The 18,319-nt window shown below is 47.2% G+C and carries 17 protein-coding genes; 1 reads left to right on the forward strand and 16 read right to left on the reverse strand.

The window, feature by feature from the left end:
* Positions 1 to 21: 21 nt before the first annotated feature.
* From C8R34_RS11155 to mraZ, 14 genes are read right to left on the reverse strand one after another with little or no spacing between them, the layout of a single operon-like run.
* Positions 22 to 798, reverse strand: a complete 777-nt coding sequence (locus C8R34_RS11155) for a cell division protein FtsQ/DivIB (RefSeq protein WP_110340720.1) — start codon at positions 796 to 798, stop codon at positions 22 to 24.
* The gene (locus C8R34_RS11160; RefSeq protein WP_110340722.1) at positions 788 to 1,705 is read right to left on the reverse strand and encodes a D-alanine--D-alanine ligase; all 918 of its coding nucleotides are present in this window, start codon (positions 1,703 to 1,705) and stop codon (positions 788 to 790) included. The genes C8R34_RS11155 and C8R34_RS11160 overlap by 11 nt, the downstream gene beginning before the upstream one ends.
* Entirely contained in the window at positions 1,702 to 2,664 is a 963-nt protein-coding gene (murB, locus tag C8R34_RS11165; protein WP_258364473.1) for a UDP-N-acetylmuramate dehydrogenase, read from the reverse strand. Before murB ends, C8R34_RS11160 begins: the two co-directional genes overlap by 4 nt.
* Positions 2,665 to 2,710: 46 nt before the next feature.
* On the reverse strand, positions 2,711 to 4,138 hold the full coding sequence (gene murC / locus C8R34_RS11170) for a UDP-N-acetylmuramate--L-alanine ligase (protein ID WP_110340726.1): 1,428 nt from the start codon (positions 4,136 to 4,138) through the stop codon (positions 2,711 to 2,713).
* Positions 4,128 to 5,219 (reverse strand): undecaprenyldiphospho-muramoylpentapeptide beta-N-acetylglucosaminyltransferase, encoded by a 1,092-nt coding sequence (gene murG, locus C8R34_RS11175; RefSeq protein WP_110340728.1) that lies wholly within the window; start codon positions 5,217 to 5,219, stop codon positions 4,128 to 4,130. The genes murC and murG overlap by 11 nt, the downstream gene beginning before the upstream one ends.
* The gene (gene ftsW, locus C8R34_RS11180) at positions 5,216 to 6,376 is read right to left on the reverse strand and encodes a putative lipid II flippase FtsW (protein ID WP_110340730.1); all 1,161 of its coding nucleotides are present in this window, start codon (positions 6,374 to 6,376) and stop codon (positions 5,216 to 5,218) included. The genes murG and ftsW overlap by 4 nt, the downstream gene beginning before the upstream one ends.
* A gap of 3 nt (positions 6,377 to 6,379) precedes the next feature.
* Complete coding sequence (gene murD / locus C8R34_RS11185; RefSeq protein WP_110340732.1) at positions 6,380 to 7,792, reverse strand: UDP-N-acetylmuramoyl-L-alanine--D-glutamate ligase; 1,413 nt, start codon at positions 7,790 to 7,792, stop codon at positions 6,380 to 6,382.
* Entirely contained in the window at positions 7,789 to 8,874 is a 1,086-nt protein-coding gene (mraY, locus tag C8R34_RS11190) for a phospho-N-acetylmuramoyl-pentapeptide-transferase (RefSeq protein ID WP_110340734.1), read from the reverse strand. Before mraY ends, murD begins: the two co-directional genes overlap by 4 nt.
* Before the next feature lie 53 nt (positions 8,875 to 8,927).
* Positions 8,928 to 10,310 carry a UDP-N-acetylmuramoyl-tripeptide--D-alanyl-D-alanine ligase gene (murF, locus tag C8R34_RS11195; protein ID WP_110340736.1) on the reverse strand — a complete coding sequence of 461 codons (1,383 nt, stop codon included), beginning with the start codon at positions 10,308 to 10,310 and terminating at the stop codon, positions 8,928 to 8,930.
* A complete protein-coding gene (locus C8R34_RS11200) occupies positions 10,307 to 11,857 on the reverse strand; it encodes a UDP-N-acetylmuramoyl-L-alanyl-D-glutamate--2,6-diaminopimelate ligase (RefSeq protein ID WP_110340757.1) in 1,551 nt (516 codons plus the stop codon). Before C8R34_RS11200 ends, murF begins: the two co-directional genes overlap by 4 nt.
* 5 nt (positions 11,858 to 11,862) lie before the next feature.
* Positions 11,863 to 13,587, reverse strand: coding sequence for a penicillin-binding protein 2 (locus C8R34_RS11205; protein WP_110340738.1), 1,725 nt, complete (start codon positions 13,585 to 13,587; stop codon positions 11,863 to 11,865).
* Positions 13,580 to 13,885, reverse strand: a complete 306-nt coding sequence (ftsL, locus tag C8R34_RS11210) for a cell division protein FtsL (protein WP_110340740.1) — start codon at positions 13,883 to 13,885, stop codon at positions 13,580 to 13,582. The genes C8R34_RS11205 and ftsL overlap by 8 nt, the downstream gene beginning before the upstream one ends.
* 5 nt (positions 13,886 to 13,890) lie before the next feature.
* Positions 13,891 to 14,829: a 16S rRNA (cytosine(1402)-N(4))-methyltransferase RsmH gene (gene rsmH, locus C8R34_RS11215; protein WP_110340742.1), complete on the reverse strand. Its 939-nt coding sequence runs from the start codon at positions 14,827 to 14,829 to the stop codon at positions 13,891 to 13,893.
* A 20-nt stretch (positions 14,830 to 14,849) separates the two neighbouring features.
* Positions 14,850 to 15,296, reverse strand: a complete 447-nt coding sequence (mraZ, locus tag C8R34_RS11220) for a division/cell wall cluster transcriptional repressor MraZ (RefSeq protein WP_110340744.1) — start codon at positions 15,294 to 15,296, stop codon at positions 14,850 to 14,852.
* Between the two features lie 310 nt (positions 15,297 to 15,606).
* On the opposite strand from mraZ, the gene C8R34_RS11225 reads away from it, so the two are divergent.
* Positions 15,607 to 16,224 (forward strand): DNA-3-methyladenine glycosylase, encoded by a 618-nt coding sequence (locus tag C8R34_RS11225; RefSeq protein ID WP_110340746.1) that lies wholly within the window; start codon positions 15,607 to 15,609, stop codon positions 16,222 to 16,224.
* A gap of 660 nt (positions 16,225 to 16,884) precedes the next feature.
* On the opposite strand, the gene C8R34_RS11230 is transcribed toward C8R34_RS11225, so the two are convergent.
* On the reverse strand, positions 16,885 to 17,463 hold the full coding sequence (locus tag C8R34_RS11230) for a hypothetical protein (protein ID WP_110340748.1): 579 nt from the start codon (positions 17,461 to 17,463) through the stop codon (positions 16,885 to 16,887).
* A 67-nt stretch (positions 17,464 to 17,530) separates the two neighbouring features.
* Positions 17,531 to 18,115, reverse strand: a complete 585-nt coding sequence (locus C8R34_RS11235) for a hypothetical protein (RefSeq protein ID WP_110340749.1) — start codon at positions 18,113 to 18,115, stop codon at positions 17,531 to 17,533.
* Positions 18,116 to 18,319: the final 204 nt, after the last annotated feature.

Raw genomic sequence — 18,319 nt, forward strand, 5'->3', positions numbered from 1 at the left:
GAGTTATCTCTCTCCCTGGTCTCACGTTTCTCTCTTCGAACCGGATTTACGCGGTACATGCTGTATCACTTCGGGCACTCGGATAGCAAAGCCATTGGGATAGCGCAGATCGACATACGCCAACGGCCCTTCCTGGTTGAATCGCGCGATACTGTGGTTATAGACTGAAACATAACGAACCAGTCTTTCTTCCGTCTCATCACGCCCCAACTCCAGTACTGTCCCTATATTCAACTGAATGCGCCAGGCATAGCGCGGCGTCAGATTGATTTCCACAATAGATTGCTGTAGCGGCGCCAATATCTTGCTGAAGCGGCGATATCGCTGCGCAACTTCCGGTGCGCTTTCCTCCTTGGGCCCGGTAAACACCGGCAAATCCCTATCCACTGTGACACGAAATACTTCGCCATACGTGTTGACTAATGCATGACTCCCCCAATAGGCCAGTGCCTGGTGTTCTTCCAGCGTTATATTCAAACCATGAGGCCATTCCCGCTTTACTCTTACATCACGCACCCAAGGCAATTTTACAAAAGCTTCACGCACTTCGGTGAGATTCACTGAAATAAAATTTCCTTTGATGTCATGTTTTGTCAGCTGCTCAATCTGCTCGCGCGTAATATTCAACAACTCCTTGGCATCTCTTTTTGCACCATCCACAATGTGAATATTAATCTCTTTAATGGGGAAAAACGGCGGCCTGATCAGCTGCAAACCGACTGCATACAAGACCATTATTGCTACTAAAGTAAACAATATCCTGGATAGCAAATTGAGCGCCTGATAGTTATTCCACATGAGATAACGCCAGTATTTTTATTACCAAATCTTCAAATGAAATTCCTGCCGTTTTTGCCGCCATAGGCACCAGACTATGACTTGTCATACCAGGAGAAGTGTTGGCTTCAAGAAAATAGAACTGTCCTTCCTGGTCGAGTATCAGATCAATCCTGCCCCAACCCTCACACCCCAGCACTTTATAGGCTTGCAATGCCTGAGCCTGGATTGCCGATTCCTGTTCATGCGGCAAACCGCTTGGACAGAAATAACTCGTATCGCTCGAGAAATACTTGGCTTCATAATCATAAAGCTCACCAGCTATTTCAATTCTTACTATTGGCAGTGGCGTTTCTCCCAGAACAGCCACTGTCAGTTCCTTGCCAGCAATAAATTCTTCAGCAAGCACCAAAGCATCATGCTGCGCCGCCAATTGATACGCTGCTACCAAATCCTGCTGATGACGCACTTTACTTAAACCGATCGTGGAACCCTCACGTGCCGGTTTAATGATCAATGGCAGACCCAGCGTTGCAACGATTTCTTCAAAGTTACTGTCAGCCTGCAGTAGCGCGTAACGCGGAGACTGAATACCGGCCGCCTGCCATACCAATTTGGTACGCCATTTATCCATGGCCAACGCACTGGCCATCACACCACTACCGGTATAGGGCAACCCCATCAATTCAAGCGCACCCTGGATCGTACCATCTTCACCAAAACGTCCATGCAATGCGATAAAGGCCCTATTGAAGCCTTGATACAACAGCTCTTCCAATGCTTGTTCTGCCGGATCAAATGGATGCGCGTCGACACCGCTGCTGCGCAGTGCGCCCAACACTGCCTGCCCACTCTGCAATGACACCTCGCGCTCCGCAGAACGGCCGCCCAGCAACACTGCAACTTTACCGAAGTTGTGCGCAATCACGATGAGCACCTCCCGGCGTCACCGATAATCCGCACTTCCTGGATTAACTCAATCCCTGTTTCTTTCATAACGCGGTCTTGTACCAGCAGGATCAATGCTTCAATATCAGTCGCACTGGCATCGCCTGTATTGACGATAAAGTTGGCATGTTTAGGTGAAACCATGGCGCCACCAATACAACACCCCTTCAAACTGCAGGCCTCGATCAAACGCGCTGCATAATCTCCGGGCGGATTGCGAAATACCGAGCCTGCGTTCGGTTGATGGAGCGGCTGACTATCAATACGTCGCGCCAGTAATTGCTTGATTTTTTGCCGGGATTCCGCTTGATTGCCACGTAACAATCTAAAATATCCGCCGGCAAACCACTCAGATTCGGCTATGTTGATTGATATCGGTTGCAGTTTCACACTACGATAACCAATCTTGTACTCTTCAGGCTGGCGTACCAATACATCACCGCCGTGATTAACAACCTGCACACGCTCGACGATTTTCCAGGTTTCCGATCCAAAGCATCCGGCATTCATTGCGAGCGCTCCGCCCACCGTACCTGGTATACCTGCCAAAAATTCTGCACCCGCCAAATCACGCTTAGCCGCGAATCGTGCAACTTTTGCACAAGCCACACCGGCACCTGCATAAATCAATCCACCCAAGTCATTCTGTTCCAGCCATCGCAAATCATTGAGTTGCGCATGAATTGCCACTACAGTGCCGCGCAAGCCACCATCTCTAATCAGCAGATTGCTGCCCAATCCGATCACATGCACCGGCTCATCCGCCGGCAAACGCTGTAAGAAACATGCAAAATCAGCCAGATCTGCCGGTATGTAATAGCGCTCGGCATAGCCTCCGGCACGCCACGAAGTATGCTTGCTCATGGGCTCATTGACACGCATTTCTCCACGCATTTCATGCATAGCCATTTTACCTGTCAATTGACCGGCTACTGCCATATTGAGTCCTGTGCTGTGTGACAAATCGATCATCTCGCATTGATGCTCAGTGTTCATAGCCATTCACTACAATCAGTTTGTTTCTCATTTGCGCAATATCCGGAGCCACCTTGGCAATAGAGCCTGCACCCATCACCAGAACCACATCACCATCTTGCACAACATCCAATATGGCAACCGATAAATCGCTCACAGCTTCAACATAAATTGGCTCCACTTTTCCCTGCACTCGAATTGAGCGTGCCAATGACTTACTATCCGCTGCAATAATGGGATCCTCGCCTGCCGAATACACTTCCGTTAACAACAGTACATCCACTTGGGATAGCACTTTAATGAAATCTTCAAATACATCTCTGGTGCGCGTATAGCGATGCGGTTGAAATGCCAGCACCAAGCGCCTGCCAGGAAAAGCGCCACGGGCGGCTTTTATGGTCGCTTCCATTTCAACCGGATGATGACCATAATCATCAATCAGCGTAAAACTCTTCTGAGCGGATATTCTAATCTCACCGTATTGCTGAAAACGCCTTTCCACACCTTTAAATTCCGACAGTGCCTTAACAATCGCTGCATCCGGTACACCGATCTCATTGGCAACCGTAATCGCCGCCAATGCATTTTGTATATTGTGTAATCCGGGTAAATTAAGCGTGATATCCAGTTTGCGCGCAGAACCATTCACGCCCACTACTGCGGTAAATTTCATTTGATTGTTATGATGCCGAATGTCGATGGCACGAACTTGTGCATCCTCGGATAACCCATACGTAGTAATCGGCTTGGTAATCTGTGGCATCACTTCGCACACATTCGGATCATCCATGCACAAAACCGCCATGCCATAAAAAGGCAAGTGCTGAACAAATTCCACAAATGTCTGCTTTAGTCGGTTGAAATCATGGCCATACGTTTCCATATGGTCAGCGTCAATATTGGTCACTACAGTCAGTACCGGCTGCAAATACAAGAACGAGGCATCCGATTCGTCGGCTTCAACAACAATGAATTCACCGCTACCGAGTTTAGCGTGGCAGCCTGCCGCTTCTAATTTTCCACCGATGACAAACGTCGGGTCCATATCTGCCGCCGCAAGTATACTGGCTATCAAACTGGTCGTGGTGGTTTTTCCATGCGTGCCCGCTATCGCTATGCCGCTACGTAATCTGAGCAACTCAGCCAACATCAAAGCACGTGGAACAACGGGGATATTTTTGTGCTTTGCTGCAATGACTTCAGGATTATCAGGCTTGACCGCGGTAGAAGTAACCACCGCGTCTGCGCCCGTTATCTGCTGGCTTTCGTGACCTACATATACTGTCACACCCAGATTGCTCAAGCGTTGAATGACCGGACTATCCATCAAATCGGAACCACTGACCTGATAACCCAGGTTGACAAAAACTTCAGCAATACCACTCATCCCTGCACCACCAATACCGACAAAATGAATGTGTTTGACTTTATGCTTCATGCCGCGCTCCACTGAGTTCAATACAAGCTTCAGCCACCACCCGGGTCGCTTCCGGTTTTGCCAAATTGCGCGCAGTCATTGCCATCGTGAGCAATTTTTCCCGTGTCAGATTCGTCAACAGCTCCGCCAGCTTTGGCGCGGTCAATTCATGCTGCGGCACCAGCACAGCCGCACCATGGTTGGAAAGAAACCTGGCGTTACTGGTTTGGTGATCATCAACTGCATGAGGATAGGGCACCAATATGCTGGCAACCCCTGCGGCACTCAGTTCAGCAATCGTCAACGCACCGGCACGGCACACCACCACGTCACAAGCGCCATAGCGTTCTGCCATATCATCGATAAATGCCAGCACTTCGCCTTCCAACTGCAGCTCTGCATACATTTTCTTCACAGCTTCCAAATGCGTTATGCCTGCTTGATGAACGATTGATGGACGAAGATCGTTGGGTATCAATTTTAACGCTTGCGGCACAATAGTATTTAAAATTTGTGCCCCAAGGCTGCCGCCGACAACCAACAACTTCAGTTTCCCGTCGCGTCCCAGAAAACGCTGCTGCGGTGTCTTCATCTGCGTAATCTCCAGGCGCACCGGATTACCCGAACAGACTGTTTTTGCTTTGTCGGCATGAATTGCGTCCGGAAAGCCCAACATGATTTTATCTGCCAATCTCGCCAGAATCTTGTTGGTTAATCCTGGCAATGCGTTCTGTTCATGAATGATCAATGGCTTATTTAACAAGGATGCCATCATACCGCCCGGAAAAGCGGGGTACCCTCCCATGCCCAACACCACATCAGGTTTTACACGGTGCAAAATGCTGATACTCTGCATAAATGCTTTGATTAACCGCAGCGGCAACATAAACCAGGTAGTCAATCGCTTACCTCTTAACCCGGAAAAACTGATGACTTCAGTTTCATAGCCATATTGTGGAACCAGCTTCATTTCCATACCCGTCTGAGTGCCCAACCATACAATACGCCAACCCAATACCCGGAGATAATCAGCCACCGCCAATCCTGGAAACACATGTCCCCCGGTGCCGCCTGCCATAATCAGAATGGTACGCGGTCTCATACTGGAAGTCCTCGCAAACGTTGACGATTTTCCCAATCAATACGTAGCAGCACCGCTAAAGCAATACAATTCGCCGTAATGCTGCTGCCGCCAAAACTCAACAAGGGAAGCGTTAATCCTTTGGTAGGCAAAACCCCCATATTGACGCCCATATTGATCAGTGCTTGCAAACCAATCCAAACCCCGATACCTTGCGCCACCAGTGCAGAGAATGGCGATTCCAGCTTCGCGGCCAGGCGACCAATAACAAAAGCACGCTTAATCAACCACGTAAACAAAACGATTACCGCCGCAACACCGACAAAACCCAGTTCTTCAGCTAGCACCGAAAGTAAGAAGTCTGTATGCGCTTCGGGTAAATAAAATAATTTCTCGACACTACCTCCCAAACCGACGCCCAACCATTCGCCCCGACCGAATGCGATCAGCGCATGGCTCAACTGGTATCCCTTGCCGTAAGGATCCGCCCAGGGATCCATGAATGCCACCACGCGGTCCAATCGATAAGGAGAACTCAAAATCAAGCCGTACAAACCGGCAGCAAGAATAATGATTAATCCGATAAATATTTTTAGACTAACACCACCGAGAAATAAGATCGACATGGCCAGCGCTGTCACCACAAAGAAAGCCCCGAAATCCGGCTCCAGCAATAATAGAAATCCCACGACGGCTAGCACTGTGGTGATTGGCAGAAATCCTTTCAACAGATAGCTCAAATCCGCTGCCTTACGGTTCACGTAATCAGCGGCATACAACACCATCACAAACTTCATGAATTCAGATGGCTGCAAATTCACCACATACAGTGAAATCCAGCGTTGGCTGCCATTCACTTCATGGCCGATACCGGGAACAAGGACAAGCACCAGTAATAAAGCGCTCACCATGAACAAGTAACTGACATATTTTTGCCATACCTGCATGGGCACCTGAAAAGCAATGAACCCCAATATCAGTCCTACCGCCAAATAAATACTGTGCCGCAATAAATAGTGATAGGCACGATCAGCACCAAATTGCGCTTCTGCAATCGCAATGGAAGCAGAATAAATCATGACCAATCCCATGCTCAGCAACAACAAAGCCGACCACACCAATGCCTGATCAAAATCAGTCATAATTCTTGGCTTCTGATTGCTGGGTTGATAAATCATCGATTAATGCTTTTTCTGTCCAAAATTAAAGAATTTATTCTCAATATCCTTGACGGCCGCCACAAATACTTCTGCGCGGTGTATGTAATTTCTAAACATATCGAAACTGGCACAAGCAGGCGACAACAAGACTGCATCTCCCCCCTGTGCCAATAAAAAGCTTTTCTGCATTGCCTCTTCCATCGTAGTTGCGAAATACAAAGGCACGCCACAATCCTGCAGCTCATGCGCGATGATTCCCGCATCGCGACCAATTAACACCACGGCACGCGCATTATTTGCCACAGCTTGTTGCAGATGGGAGAAGTTCTGTCCCTTACCATCACCACCCGCTATTAAAATAACGTTCTGCTTTAGGCCATTGAGTGCCGCCACGGTCGAACCTACATTGGTGCTTTTGGAATCATCATAGAAAGTGACGTCATTAAACGCCGCAACTTTCTCCATCCTGTGCGGCAAACCCCGAAATTCCCGCAAAGCTGATACCAGTGGATTAACAGGCACGCCCAATGCACGACACATCGCCAATGCCGCCAGCGCATTGGCGGCATTATGCAAACCATTCACAACCAATTCGGAGGTTTTGAGCAATTGCATATCACCCTCAACCAGCCATAGATCATCTTCATCCTGCATGATGCCGAAATCCGCTTGCGTGGGCGGCTCATCCAACCCAAACGTAATCTGCTTTCTATCCGTCAACGCCATCGCACCAACAACCGGATCATCCCGATTCAAAACTTGGATGCCCGCATTCTTTTCATGCAAAAAGACCCTTGCTTTCGCCACAGTGTAATCTTGCATACCGGCATAACGATCCAGATGGTCTTCACTTACATTCAGTACAGTAGCCACATCTGCATTCAAATTATGCGTCGTTTCCAATTGAAAGCTGGATGTCTCAAGAACCCAGGCTTGTGGCCAATTACCCGCGTCCATACGCTGCATCAGTGCAGTCAGAACAGCTGGACCGATGTTGCCTGCCACCTCCACATTCCAGCCTGCTGTCTTCAACATGGCGCCCACCATGGCAGTAACCGTTGTTTTCCCATTGGATCCGGTGATGGCCACAATCTTCGGCTTAGGCAGATTACTCTGCTCAAGCGCCCAGATAAAAAGCACCATATCGCCAACAACCGGCACGCCGCGCTGAACGGCTTGCTGCACACAAGGATCCGCCAAAGGAACACCCGGACTCATCGCGATCATATCGATGCCGTCAAAAATCCCGATCTCAAACTTGCCTTTGTAAACTTGTACTAAAGGAAAAGCTGCCACGATCTCTTTCCAACCTGGCGGCTCGATACGGCTATCCGCAACACGTACTTGCGCACCTTGACGCGATAGCCATTTCACCATGGACAAGCCTGTTTCACCCATACCCAGCACCAATACTATTTTACCTTGCAAATTCATCTTAGTTTTAATGTTGATAGTCCAAGCAATACCAGAATGAGCGTAATAATCCAGAATCTGACTACTACCTGATTTTCCTTCCAACCTTTCAATTCATAATGATGATGCAATGGCGCCATGCGAAAAATACGCTTACCCAGCAATTTGAATGATGCCACCTGCAACATGACGGATAACGCTTCAACCACAAACACCCCGCCCATAATCACCAGTACAATCTCCTGCCGCACAATCACAGTCACGATCCCCAAAGCAGCACCCAAAGCCAGCGCACCCACATCACCCATGAATACTTCTGCGGGATAGGCGTTAAACCATAAAAATGCCAATCCAGCCCCAGCCAGAGCACCACAAAACACCGATAATTCTCCGGTATTAGGGATATAAGGAATCCCCAGATACTTTGCAAACACAACGTGCCCGGTGACATAGGCGAAAACAGCCAGCGCACTGCTGATCATGACAGTCGGCATAATCGCCAGCCCGTCTAATCCATCGGTGAGATTCACCGCATTACTGGTACCCACAATGACAAAATACGTCAACACGACAAAACCGATCACCCCCAGTGGGATGGCTACCTCCTTGAAGAAGGGCACGATCATGTCTGTCTGTGCCGGCAATTCAGCAGTCAAAGCCAGATAAATCGCGACGATCATTGCGATCATTGACTGCCAGAAGAATTTAACGCTTGCAGAAAGTCCTTTAGGATTGCGATGCACCACTTTCCGATAATCATCAATCCACCCGATCACCCCAAAACCCAGTGTCGTCAATAGCACAACCCAAATGTACCGGTTACTTAAGTCAGCCCACAGCACAGTCGTCAATACCATGGACATCAATATCAAAGCGCCGCCCATGGTAGGTGTTCCGGCTTTCACAAGATGTGTCTGCGGCCCATCATCACGCACTGATTGCCCAATTTTGTAGGCAGTCAATTTTCGTATCATCATAGGGCCAATAACAAAAGAAATAACAAGCGCCGTCAGAACAGCCAGCATGGCACGCAATGTAATATAACTAAATACATTGAAGGCACGAATATCCTGAGCCAGCCATTGAAAAAATGCTAACAGCATAAAAACTCCAATTGTTGTAACCTATTATTTAGCATTTATTCTTTATCTAAGCGTCAAGCCTCTAGTTGCCTGACCACTCGCTCCATTTGCATAAAACGCGACCCCTTGATCAACAACGTGACGTCATCTGCCAGTAAGTGCTCTGCCACATTGAGTAACTCATCAAGCGTATTAAAATGCTGTGCACCTTTGCCAAATTCTTCCGCTGCATAAGCGCTGAGTTCACCTAAAGTCAGTAATTGATCGAGCCCTGCTTTGCGCGCATCTCTACCAATCGTGCGATGTAAATCAATGGCTGCGGTACCCAGCTCACCCATATCACCCAATACCAGTATTCTTTTTCCTTCAGTGGCGGCCAAAACAGCCAGCGCAGCCCGCACCGATTCAGGATTTGCGTTATATGTGTCGTCGATTAATCGCGCATGATGTAAACCGGATTTCTTTTGCATACGCCCTTGTACGCCCTGAAAATTCTCCAATCCGGTCGCGATTAACTCTTTCTTAATGCCTAATGCTGCGGCGGCCGCCGCAGCGGCCAATGCGTTGTAGATATTATGCACACCGGGCACTTGCAGCTTCACTTCTGTAATACCATCCGGCAATTTCAATTGAATTCTGCTCATCAGTGAATGCATCTGGTACTTCGCATTTATCCGAGCACGTTCACGCAAACCAAAATCCATGATTTGCCGTGAGCCTGCGCATTCCCGCCACAAGGGCGCATAGGCATCATCCGCATTAATAACCGCGACACCTTGCTGGTCCATCCCCTCAAAAACCTCCGCCTTGGCACGCGCCACAGCTTCAACCGAACCCAGTCCCTCAATGTGCGCCGCGCCTGCATTGGTAATGAGCGCAACCGTTGGTTTTGCCAGTTGGGTCAGATAGGAAATCTCGCCAATATGATTCATGCCCATTTCAATCACTGCATAGCGATGATGCTGACGCAACCGCAACAACATCTGTGGTACGCCAATATCATTATTAAGATTACCTTCGGTCGCCAACACTTGATCGAATACACCGTTTTCCTTGAATGCATCATGGACGGCTACCTGGCGCAGTATCGCAGCAATCATTTCCTTGACCGTGGTCTTGCCGTTACTGCCGGTAACTCCAACGATCGGCAGTATGAACCGACTTCGCCAGTACGCTGCTAATTGTCCCAGACCTAATCGCGTATCGTTGACCCGAAGCAACGGAATGTTGACTGGAAGATCATGGTTATCAGCCACCTGGTTAATCATGATTGCAACTGCGCCTTTTTCAACAGCGCTGCCGACAAATCTGCTGCCGTCAAAATTTTCACCCGTCAAAGCAATAAATAAGCTACCTTGCCTCAAAGTACGACTATCTGTACTCACGCCGGTAAATAACGCGTCTTTTCCGTTCCATTCGGCATGTAGTACCTGAGCGGCTTCTTGGGCCATCATCATGTTTGCACTCGTACTTTCGCGGCCAAATCCTTCAGCACTTGCTGCACGACTTCAGCATCATTAAATGGAATTTTCTGTCCCTGTATTTCCTGAAATTTTTCATGCCCCTTGCCTGCGATCAGCACGATATCACGCGGCTGAGCATTGGCGATTGCCTGATAAATCGCCAATGCTCGATCGATTTCTATCTGATAATTATTGATACCCGCACCCATAGCAATATCTTTGATAATACTGAGAGGATCTTCGGTGCGCGGGTTGTCGCTGGTAAAAATCACCGCATCTGCCAGACGCGTGGCGACTTCACCGACCATCGCGCGCTTCCCAGTATCGCGATCCCCACCACAACCTAAAACACAATGCAAACGTGGGCTTTGCAAACTTACTGCTTTATTTTGATGAGTTGCACGTAAAACCTCGCGTAATGTGCACAGTGCTTTCTCCAGTGCATCCGGAGTATGTGCATAATCTACAATGACTATGGGTTGATCGACTGCTACATATTTTTCCATGCGCCCTGGGATAGGCCGCACATTTTGCAGTGCTCGGATCGCATCCGGCAGCTTAATGCCGCTTGCCAACATGGCTGCTGCTACCGCAAGCAGGTTGGATGCATTGAATTTACCCAGCAGATTAATTTTTAAATGGCCATGGCAACCTTCATATTCGATATCAAATTCAATACCTTCGATATCGGATTTAAGGTTTGCACCATATACCATTCTAAAATGCTTTGAATAACAACCCAACTCCGGATACCTGAATCCATAGCCGATTATTTTTGTGGTTTTATTGGCAAGCTGCCGGGATAACTCAACGCCCAGTACATCATCCATGTTAATCACCGCATACTTCAATTCCGGCCAGGAAAATAAACGCGCCTTGGCGGCTGCGTAGGCATCCATATCCTGGTGATAGTCCAAATGATCGCGTGATAAATTCGTCAGCATGGCAACTGAAAATGTCGTCCCGTTAATGCGCCCTTGCGCCACGCCATGCGACGAAACTTCCATCACCACACTGTCAGCGCCTTGCTGTTTAAATTTTGCCAATGAACGTTGCAATACCGTTGCATCCGGTGTCGTATTCGTCGCCGCTTCAAGCGCGCCGCTGAAACCGTTCCCCAGCGTTCCCAGAATCGCGGTTTTCTTATCCAAGCTTGTCATAGCTTGCGCATACCAATGACAGCAGGATGTTTTACCGTTGGTTCCGGTTACGCCAACCAGCCACAGTCTTTGCGATGGATTGCCATATACATAATTGGCAATCGAACCTGCGTTAGCCTTCAATTCATTGATAGGCAGCGCAGGAACATGCCATTCAGGATTCCATGAAAAGTTTTGCGGATCCCACAAGACCGCATTGGCGCCAGCCGCTATGGCTTGCGGAATGAACCTACGCCCGTCGTCTTTTTCTCCGGCGTAGGCCAGAAAGGTATCACCAGACTTAATCTGCCGACTATCGATCACCAGATTTTTAATAGGCACGCCAATATCATCCAGCACATGGTGATCAAATAATTTTAATGTTTTTCTTTTCACAGCCATCAAATTCATCCCTCGTCATCCATTTCCGGTGCCGCAGTAAAGGTGACCACATTATTAGCCGGTGCATCCGGCGGAATATTCATGATGTGTAAAGCACTGCCCATTACTTTGCTAAAAACAGGTGCAGCTACGGCACCTCCGAAATATTTCCCTGCGGACGGTTCATCAATCATGACCGCGATAATCAGGCGCGGATTTGACGCCGGTGCATAACCGACAAACGTTGAAATGTAGTGTTTTTTGGCGTACTGACCATCAATTAATTTATGCGCTGTTCCAGTTTTACCGGCAACACGATAACCATTGATTTGTGCTAATGGCGCTGTTCCACCGGGCTTAGTCGCCATTTCTAGCATATAATTCATGGCCAATGCAGTGTCGCGAGAAATCACACGTTGTCCCCTGACGGGCATATTCTGCTTCAGCAGCGATATGGGCTTTAATTCACCGCCGCTGGTAAAAATCGTATAGGCGCGCGCCAATTGCATCAAACTCGTCGAAATGCCATGACCATAAGACATGGTCGCCTGTTCAATTGGACGCCATGTATTGTAGGATCGCAATACTCCGCTCGCTTCCCCTGGAAAACCGGAATTGGTAAGTATCCCAAACCCAGAACGGTTAAACATCTCCCACATCGCCTGCGGAGGAAGTGACAAGGCTATTTTTGCCGTGCCAACGTTGCTGGATTGTTGAATTACTTGAGCAACCGTCAATTCACCTTTGTTATTGACGTCACGTATGGTTCTTCTCCCTACTTGCAGCATTCCCGGCGATGTTTGCATCACCGTGTTGGAATTTACCTTACCCACTTCCATGGCGATCGCTACCGTAAATGGCTTCAGAGTGGATCCGGGTTCAAACGTATCAATCAGTGCGCGATTACGAATTTTTTCGTTGCTGATGGTCGATCTATTATTCGGGTTATAAACCGGCAAATTAGTCAATGCCAGTATCTCTCCCGTTTGCGCGTCCAAAACAACGATACTTCCTGCTTTGGCTTTATTGAGCTTTACCGCTTCTTTTAACTCCGCATGTGCACGATACTGTATTCTTCTATCGATCGACAGAATCAAATCCTGTCCTTGTTTAGGTAGACGGATATTTTCAATATCCTCAATGATTCGCCCTTTATTATCTTTGATAACACGACGGCTCCCCAACTCACCGGCAAGTGTTTGCTGCCAACCCCGCTCGACACCTTCCTGACCTTCATCGTTAATATCTGTAAAACCCAATACATGCGCCGCAAACTCACCTTCCGGATAGTAGCGCTTGGATTCATGCGTCAAATATATCCCCGGGATCTTCAGCTGCACTATTTTCTCGGCGATATCCGGCACTACTTGTCGTTTTAAGTAAACAAACCGGCTGTTTTTCCTGTTAATGCGTTCATCGATATCCTTACCATTTGCTTCAAGTAAAGTGGACAGCTGCTTCAGTTGCTCAGGTGTTATTTTGACCACTTTCGGATCGACATATACAGATGCAATCGGCGAACTGATCGCCAGTATCTGTCCATTGCGATCGGCAATCATGCCCCGATCCGCATTCATCGCTACAATTCGGCTATAACGCGATTCCCCTTTTTCCTGCAAAAAATCATGATGCATTCCTTGTAAATAGACCGCACGCCCAGTCAAGCCCGTTAACCCCAAAACCAGCAGACCAAACAACAAGTGTGAACGCCATGACGACAGTTTAATCTGCGGCTTATCATTTCTAATCATGGCTCAAGATCCTTGCACCTGATCGATCATCCGCCGCACCTATCGATACAATCTGTATACTCGAAGCAGCAGGTACCATCATATTTAAGTGCTCCCTGGCAATACGCTCAATACGTCCATGCATAATTAATGTGCTTTGTTCCAGTTGTAGCCTACCCCACTCCACATCCAGTTTTTGTTCTATCTCTTTTTCATTCTCCAGCGCCATAAAAAGCTTACGAGCCGTATGCTGCGAGGTCACAACACCCAATGCACATGCGATCAACACAAACATGAAGAAAATGTTCAATTTGAACATTCAGATTACCCATTCAAAGTGATTCTTTCAGCCACACGCATGACAGCACTCCTCGCCCTTGCGTTTTTAACCACTTCATTCTCACCTGGTTGTATCGCTCTTCCAATTAACTTTAATTTCTGCTTACTGAACCGTTGCAAATCCTTTTCCCGTAATGGTACGCCACGTGGCAATTCGTCCGTATTGGCTGCAGCACGCATAAATTGCTTAACCATTCGATCCTCCAATGAATGAAAACTGATCACCACCAATCTCCCGCCCGGATTTAACAATGCAACACACTGCGGCAAAACTAACGACAACTCCTCAAGCTCCTGATTGAGATAAATCCGTATCGCCTGAAAAGTCCGCGTCGCCGGATGCCGCATATTTTCCCGCTGCCGCTGGCGCACAACCGTTGCGACAATTTCGGCAAGTTGTAGTGTGGTAACAATAGGCTGCCGCGTTCTTGCCACAATAATCGCTCTTGCAATCTGCCGAGCATACCGTTCTTCGCCATATTCTTTTATCACCTCTCCCAATTGGTCTTCTGTAACCGTGGCAAGCCACTCTGCCGCAGTCCGCCCACTGCTTGTATCCATGCGCATATCGAGTGGTCCTGCAGAACGAAAACTGAATCCACGCGAAACCTCCTCCAATTGCGGTGAAGACACACCCAAATCCAACAATACACCATCAATTTTTGCAACCCCCATCTCTTGCAACATTTGTTGCATTCTGGAAAAACCACCATGCTGAATGCGAAATCGCTCATCTTCAATCGCTTCACCTGACAAAACTGCAACAGGATCTTTATCAAAAGCGACTAATCGACCATCCTCACCAAGCTGCGACAGAATCAGACGGCTATGCCCACCACGCCCAAACGTTCCATCCACATAAATGCCACTTGGTTTTATCGCCAATGCATCAACCGCTTCATGCAGCAACACCGAAATGTGCATCTGCTCTTTTTATTACGCTATCACAGCGAAAAACCATCCAGCTCGGGCGGCATACCACCATCCTTGAAAGCCAGCGCATTCTCAATCTGTAGATTCCACTGCTCCTCATCCCACAATTCAAATTTCGCACCCTGACCAACCAATACTACTTCTTTGGACAAACCGGCAAATTGACGCAATGGCAGTGACACCAAGATACGACCAGCAGCATCCATCTCAACATCACTGGCGTTACCCACCAGCAATCGCTGCAAGCTACGAGTTCTCGGATCAAAACTAGAGAGATTATTGAGTTTTTGTTCTATCGGTTCCCAGGCTGGCTGAGGATAAATTAACAAACACTTTGAAGGATCAGCGGTAACAATCAAACGCCCTTCGCAAAAAGACATCAGCCCACCGCGGTATCTTGCTGGCATCGCAAGCCTACCTTTTGCATCCAGACTGAGTTGCGTGACGCCACGAAACATGCTGTCTCTCCATATTACGGAAAATTGAGATTCACTAAATTCTCCCACATTTCCCCACTACTTCCCACTTTAATCAAAAAAAACGTGATAGTCAAGAAAAAATATGGAGATTTATAGTTATATGACAAAGACTTAATGGCAATGCCAATCACGATTTAACAGACAATAAAATACCCTAATAAATAAGATAGATAGAATAAAAACCAAATGTAAATTGTTAATTTCTCCGATGTCTTTTCTGAATAAGCTTGTTTATCAGCCTCAAAAATTGCACACTCATTGCATTTAACAATCTCAATTCAACAAAAACATGACACCCCCTTACTGGCAACAGGCGATACAGGAGCTGGCTGCATGCGACAAGATCATGCGCCATTTAATTCAATCTTTTGATGGCGCTACACTTACATCACGAGGTTGTGCTTTCACCACTCTGGCGCGCTCAATTGTCGGACAACAGATTTCCGTCAAAGCCGCCGAAAGCGTCTGGCAAAAAATAATCAGCGTAATTCCTTATATAACACCGCATACTATTTTTTCGGCAGACCACGATTTACTGCGAACATGTGGATTATCCGCAAGAAAAATAACTTATCTCCAGGATCTATCTAAATACTTCATGCGAGGAACGTTGAATAAAACAATCTGGGCCGAAATGGATGATGAAGCTTTAATCACTCAGTTGATACAAGTCAAGGGAATTGGTCGATGGACAGCAGAAATGTTTCTGATTTTTCACATGCAGCGTCCGGATATATTACCCGTGGATGATATCGGATTACAACGCGCAATTAGTCGGCACTATTATAACAATCAGCCTGTAGATAAAAGAATAATGATCGAATTGGCCAAGTCTTGGCAGCCTTGGCGTTCAGTAGCCACTTGGTATCTATGGCGAAGCTTGGATCCACTACCGGTAGAATACTGAGAGAAACCTTCGCATGGCAGGAAGCAAGGCAAACAAAGTAGGAAACAGAACAATCATATTTTGAATCAGTATATTGCATCTCCTCCATGAGTTTCCCAGATTTTGATGTCAACCACCTCACTAGTCGGTCTTGCAAAACACTTGCAAGCCGAATAAATATTCGAATACATGCGAATTAGCAAACGCTGAAATCCCTGGGAATTTATACTTTTCCATCGAAACCTGAGGGAATTAGGGGAAACTTAAATGCCAACTGATGATTTTTTTCATGCTCGCCCAGACCAGGTGATCGATCTGCACCACTCCTTGGCGGTGCTGGCGAATCGATGAATTGCTGCCATTCGTACCGGAGGATATTGAAGCACTAATGAAGGAGTGTGGGTAGGTGGTGGGGTTGGAGGGATACACACGACACGACAAACTGAAGAGAAATATTGAGAGTATGGTAATAGAGCTATGCATGTAGATATCTGTGGCTACCCATGCGAAATACCAACAACAGACCCTAGGTTAATATTGGCAGAAATGGGATGAGATTCGTTTTATCAAAATTGCCAACAAGCATCAAAAGAAATAAAACAGGCACAACGAAAGATTGTTCGCTGTGCCTTAAATCAAAACAATAACTGTAACTGTAATTCTTTTCTTGTAATAGTTATTTTAAACTGCGGACGGATTATTTTTATTTTTGCGGCGCATCAAGAAGAAAGCACCAGCCGAAATCACCAGCACGACAGGAGCAATGATGGCTACCTTAGGAGTCGGACGCCCTTCTCCTACTGAGAACGGAAAGCGCGATACATAATCTTGCGCCCCCCCCGTTACCGTCACCAATCCAACAAACTTACCCTTCTCCGGGAAAGTGTGATCTACACTGATCGAGGCCGACGGATATACCTTAGGCGGCAAATGATATACCGTGATCGCATCCAAGTTCTCTTCTGATCCGGTGTCACGAATAATCCTTACTTCTGTCTTCAATGGACGCAGCTCTTCTTGAATATAATCCAGCGCTATCACTGTCTTGCCAATTTCCGGTATGTCTTCACAGAATTCTTCTTCTTGCGATAGCGGTTGATAGCCGGTAAAGTGCATCCGGTATGGTCCCACTGTCAATACACACATGTCATCCGCTAAAGCCAAGCCACCATGTGCCTGTACTTGCGATGTAAATATCACACTTGCTGCTAATAATACTGTCAATACTACTTGTTTTATCTCTGTTAATCTTGCTGACATTATTAGGATTTCCTGTCTTAAATTGTTAGTTTATGATGATTGCCCTTTCTGGATGTCATCTTGCCATTCAGTTCTTCTTTGAGCCGCGCGAGGCCATCCATTCTCTGAAGCGCCTTGACCTGATCAGTTTATACCCAAGTATTGTCGTCAGCAATAGGCCGACTACCGGTCCTATCGATGCTCTAAATACTTGTGCGTAATTGATCATTTCTACTCGTAAATGGTATTCATAATTAAGTGGCGGAACACCTTCCGCTGTAACTAGCACGAGATATTTCCCTTGATCGAACGCACTTTGTGTATTGATGACACCATCCTGATATACCGCAGACCTGATATGAGCAATGGTCTCTCCTTCGTCTGCTTTGCTACCTTTGATTACCTTTATTCCGATCGGCATATCACGCAATGCAGGATCTACTAAGTCTATAACGAGTATGGCATTACCTGCCTTCGGTATGTCCGTACAATAATGACCGTCTTCAGCCACTTGCGGTTGATAGGTGCTGAGATGGATCATGTTCTCGCCGATCCGACGCATGCAGCTATCTTCTTCCATCGCTACCTTGCCGTGTGCTCCGGCTGTATTGGTGTAAAGTGCCATTATAAGAACAAAAACAGAAATCCCTGTCTGTGTTATTTGCCTAACCACGACAAATCCTCCTTTGAGTGAGCGCCTCTAATTTTGCTAACTCTATTGTCCGCATTCTCTGTGGTGCCCTCATTTACTTTTTCTCTTACTGATAAAAAAGCCGGCACACCGGCTGTCTTTCGACAGTGGTGTACCGGCATTGATACTAACCTAGCTTATAGCTTGGTGAAGACTGGTATAACTGCTCCAGCAATACTGTTAATA

It is taken from the genome of Nitrosomonas sp. Nm84, assembly GCF_003201565.1.
Classification (GTDB): Bacteria; Pseudomonadota; Gammaproteobacteria; order Burkholderiales; family Nitrosomonadaceae; genus Nitrosomonas.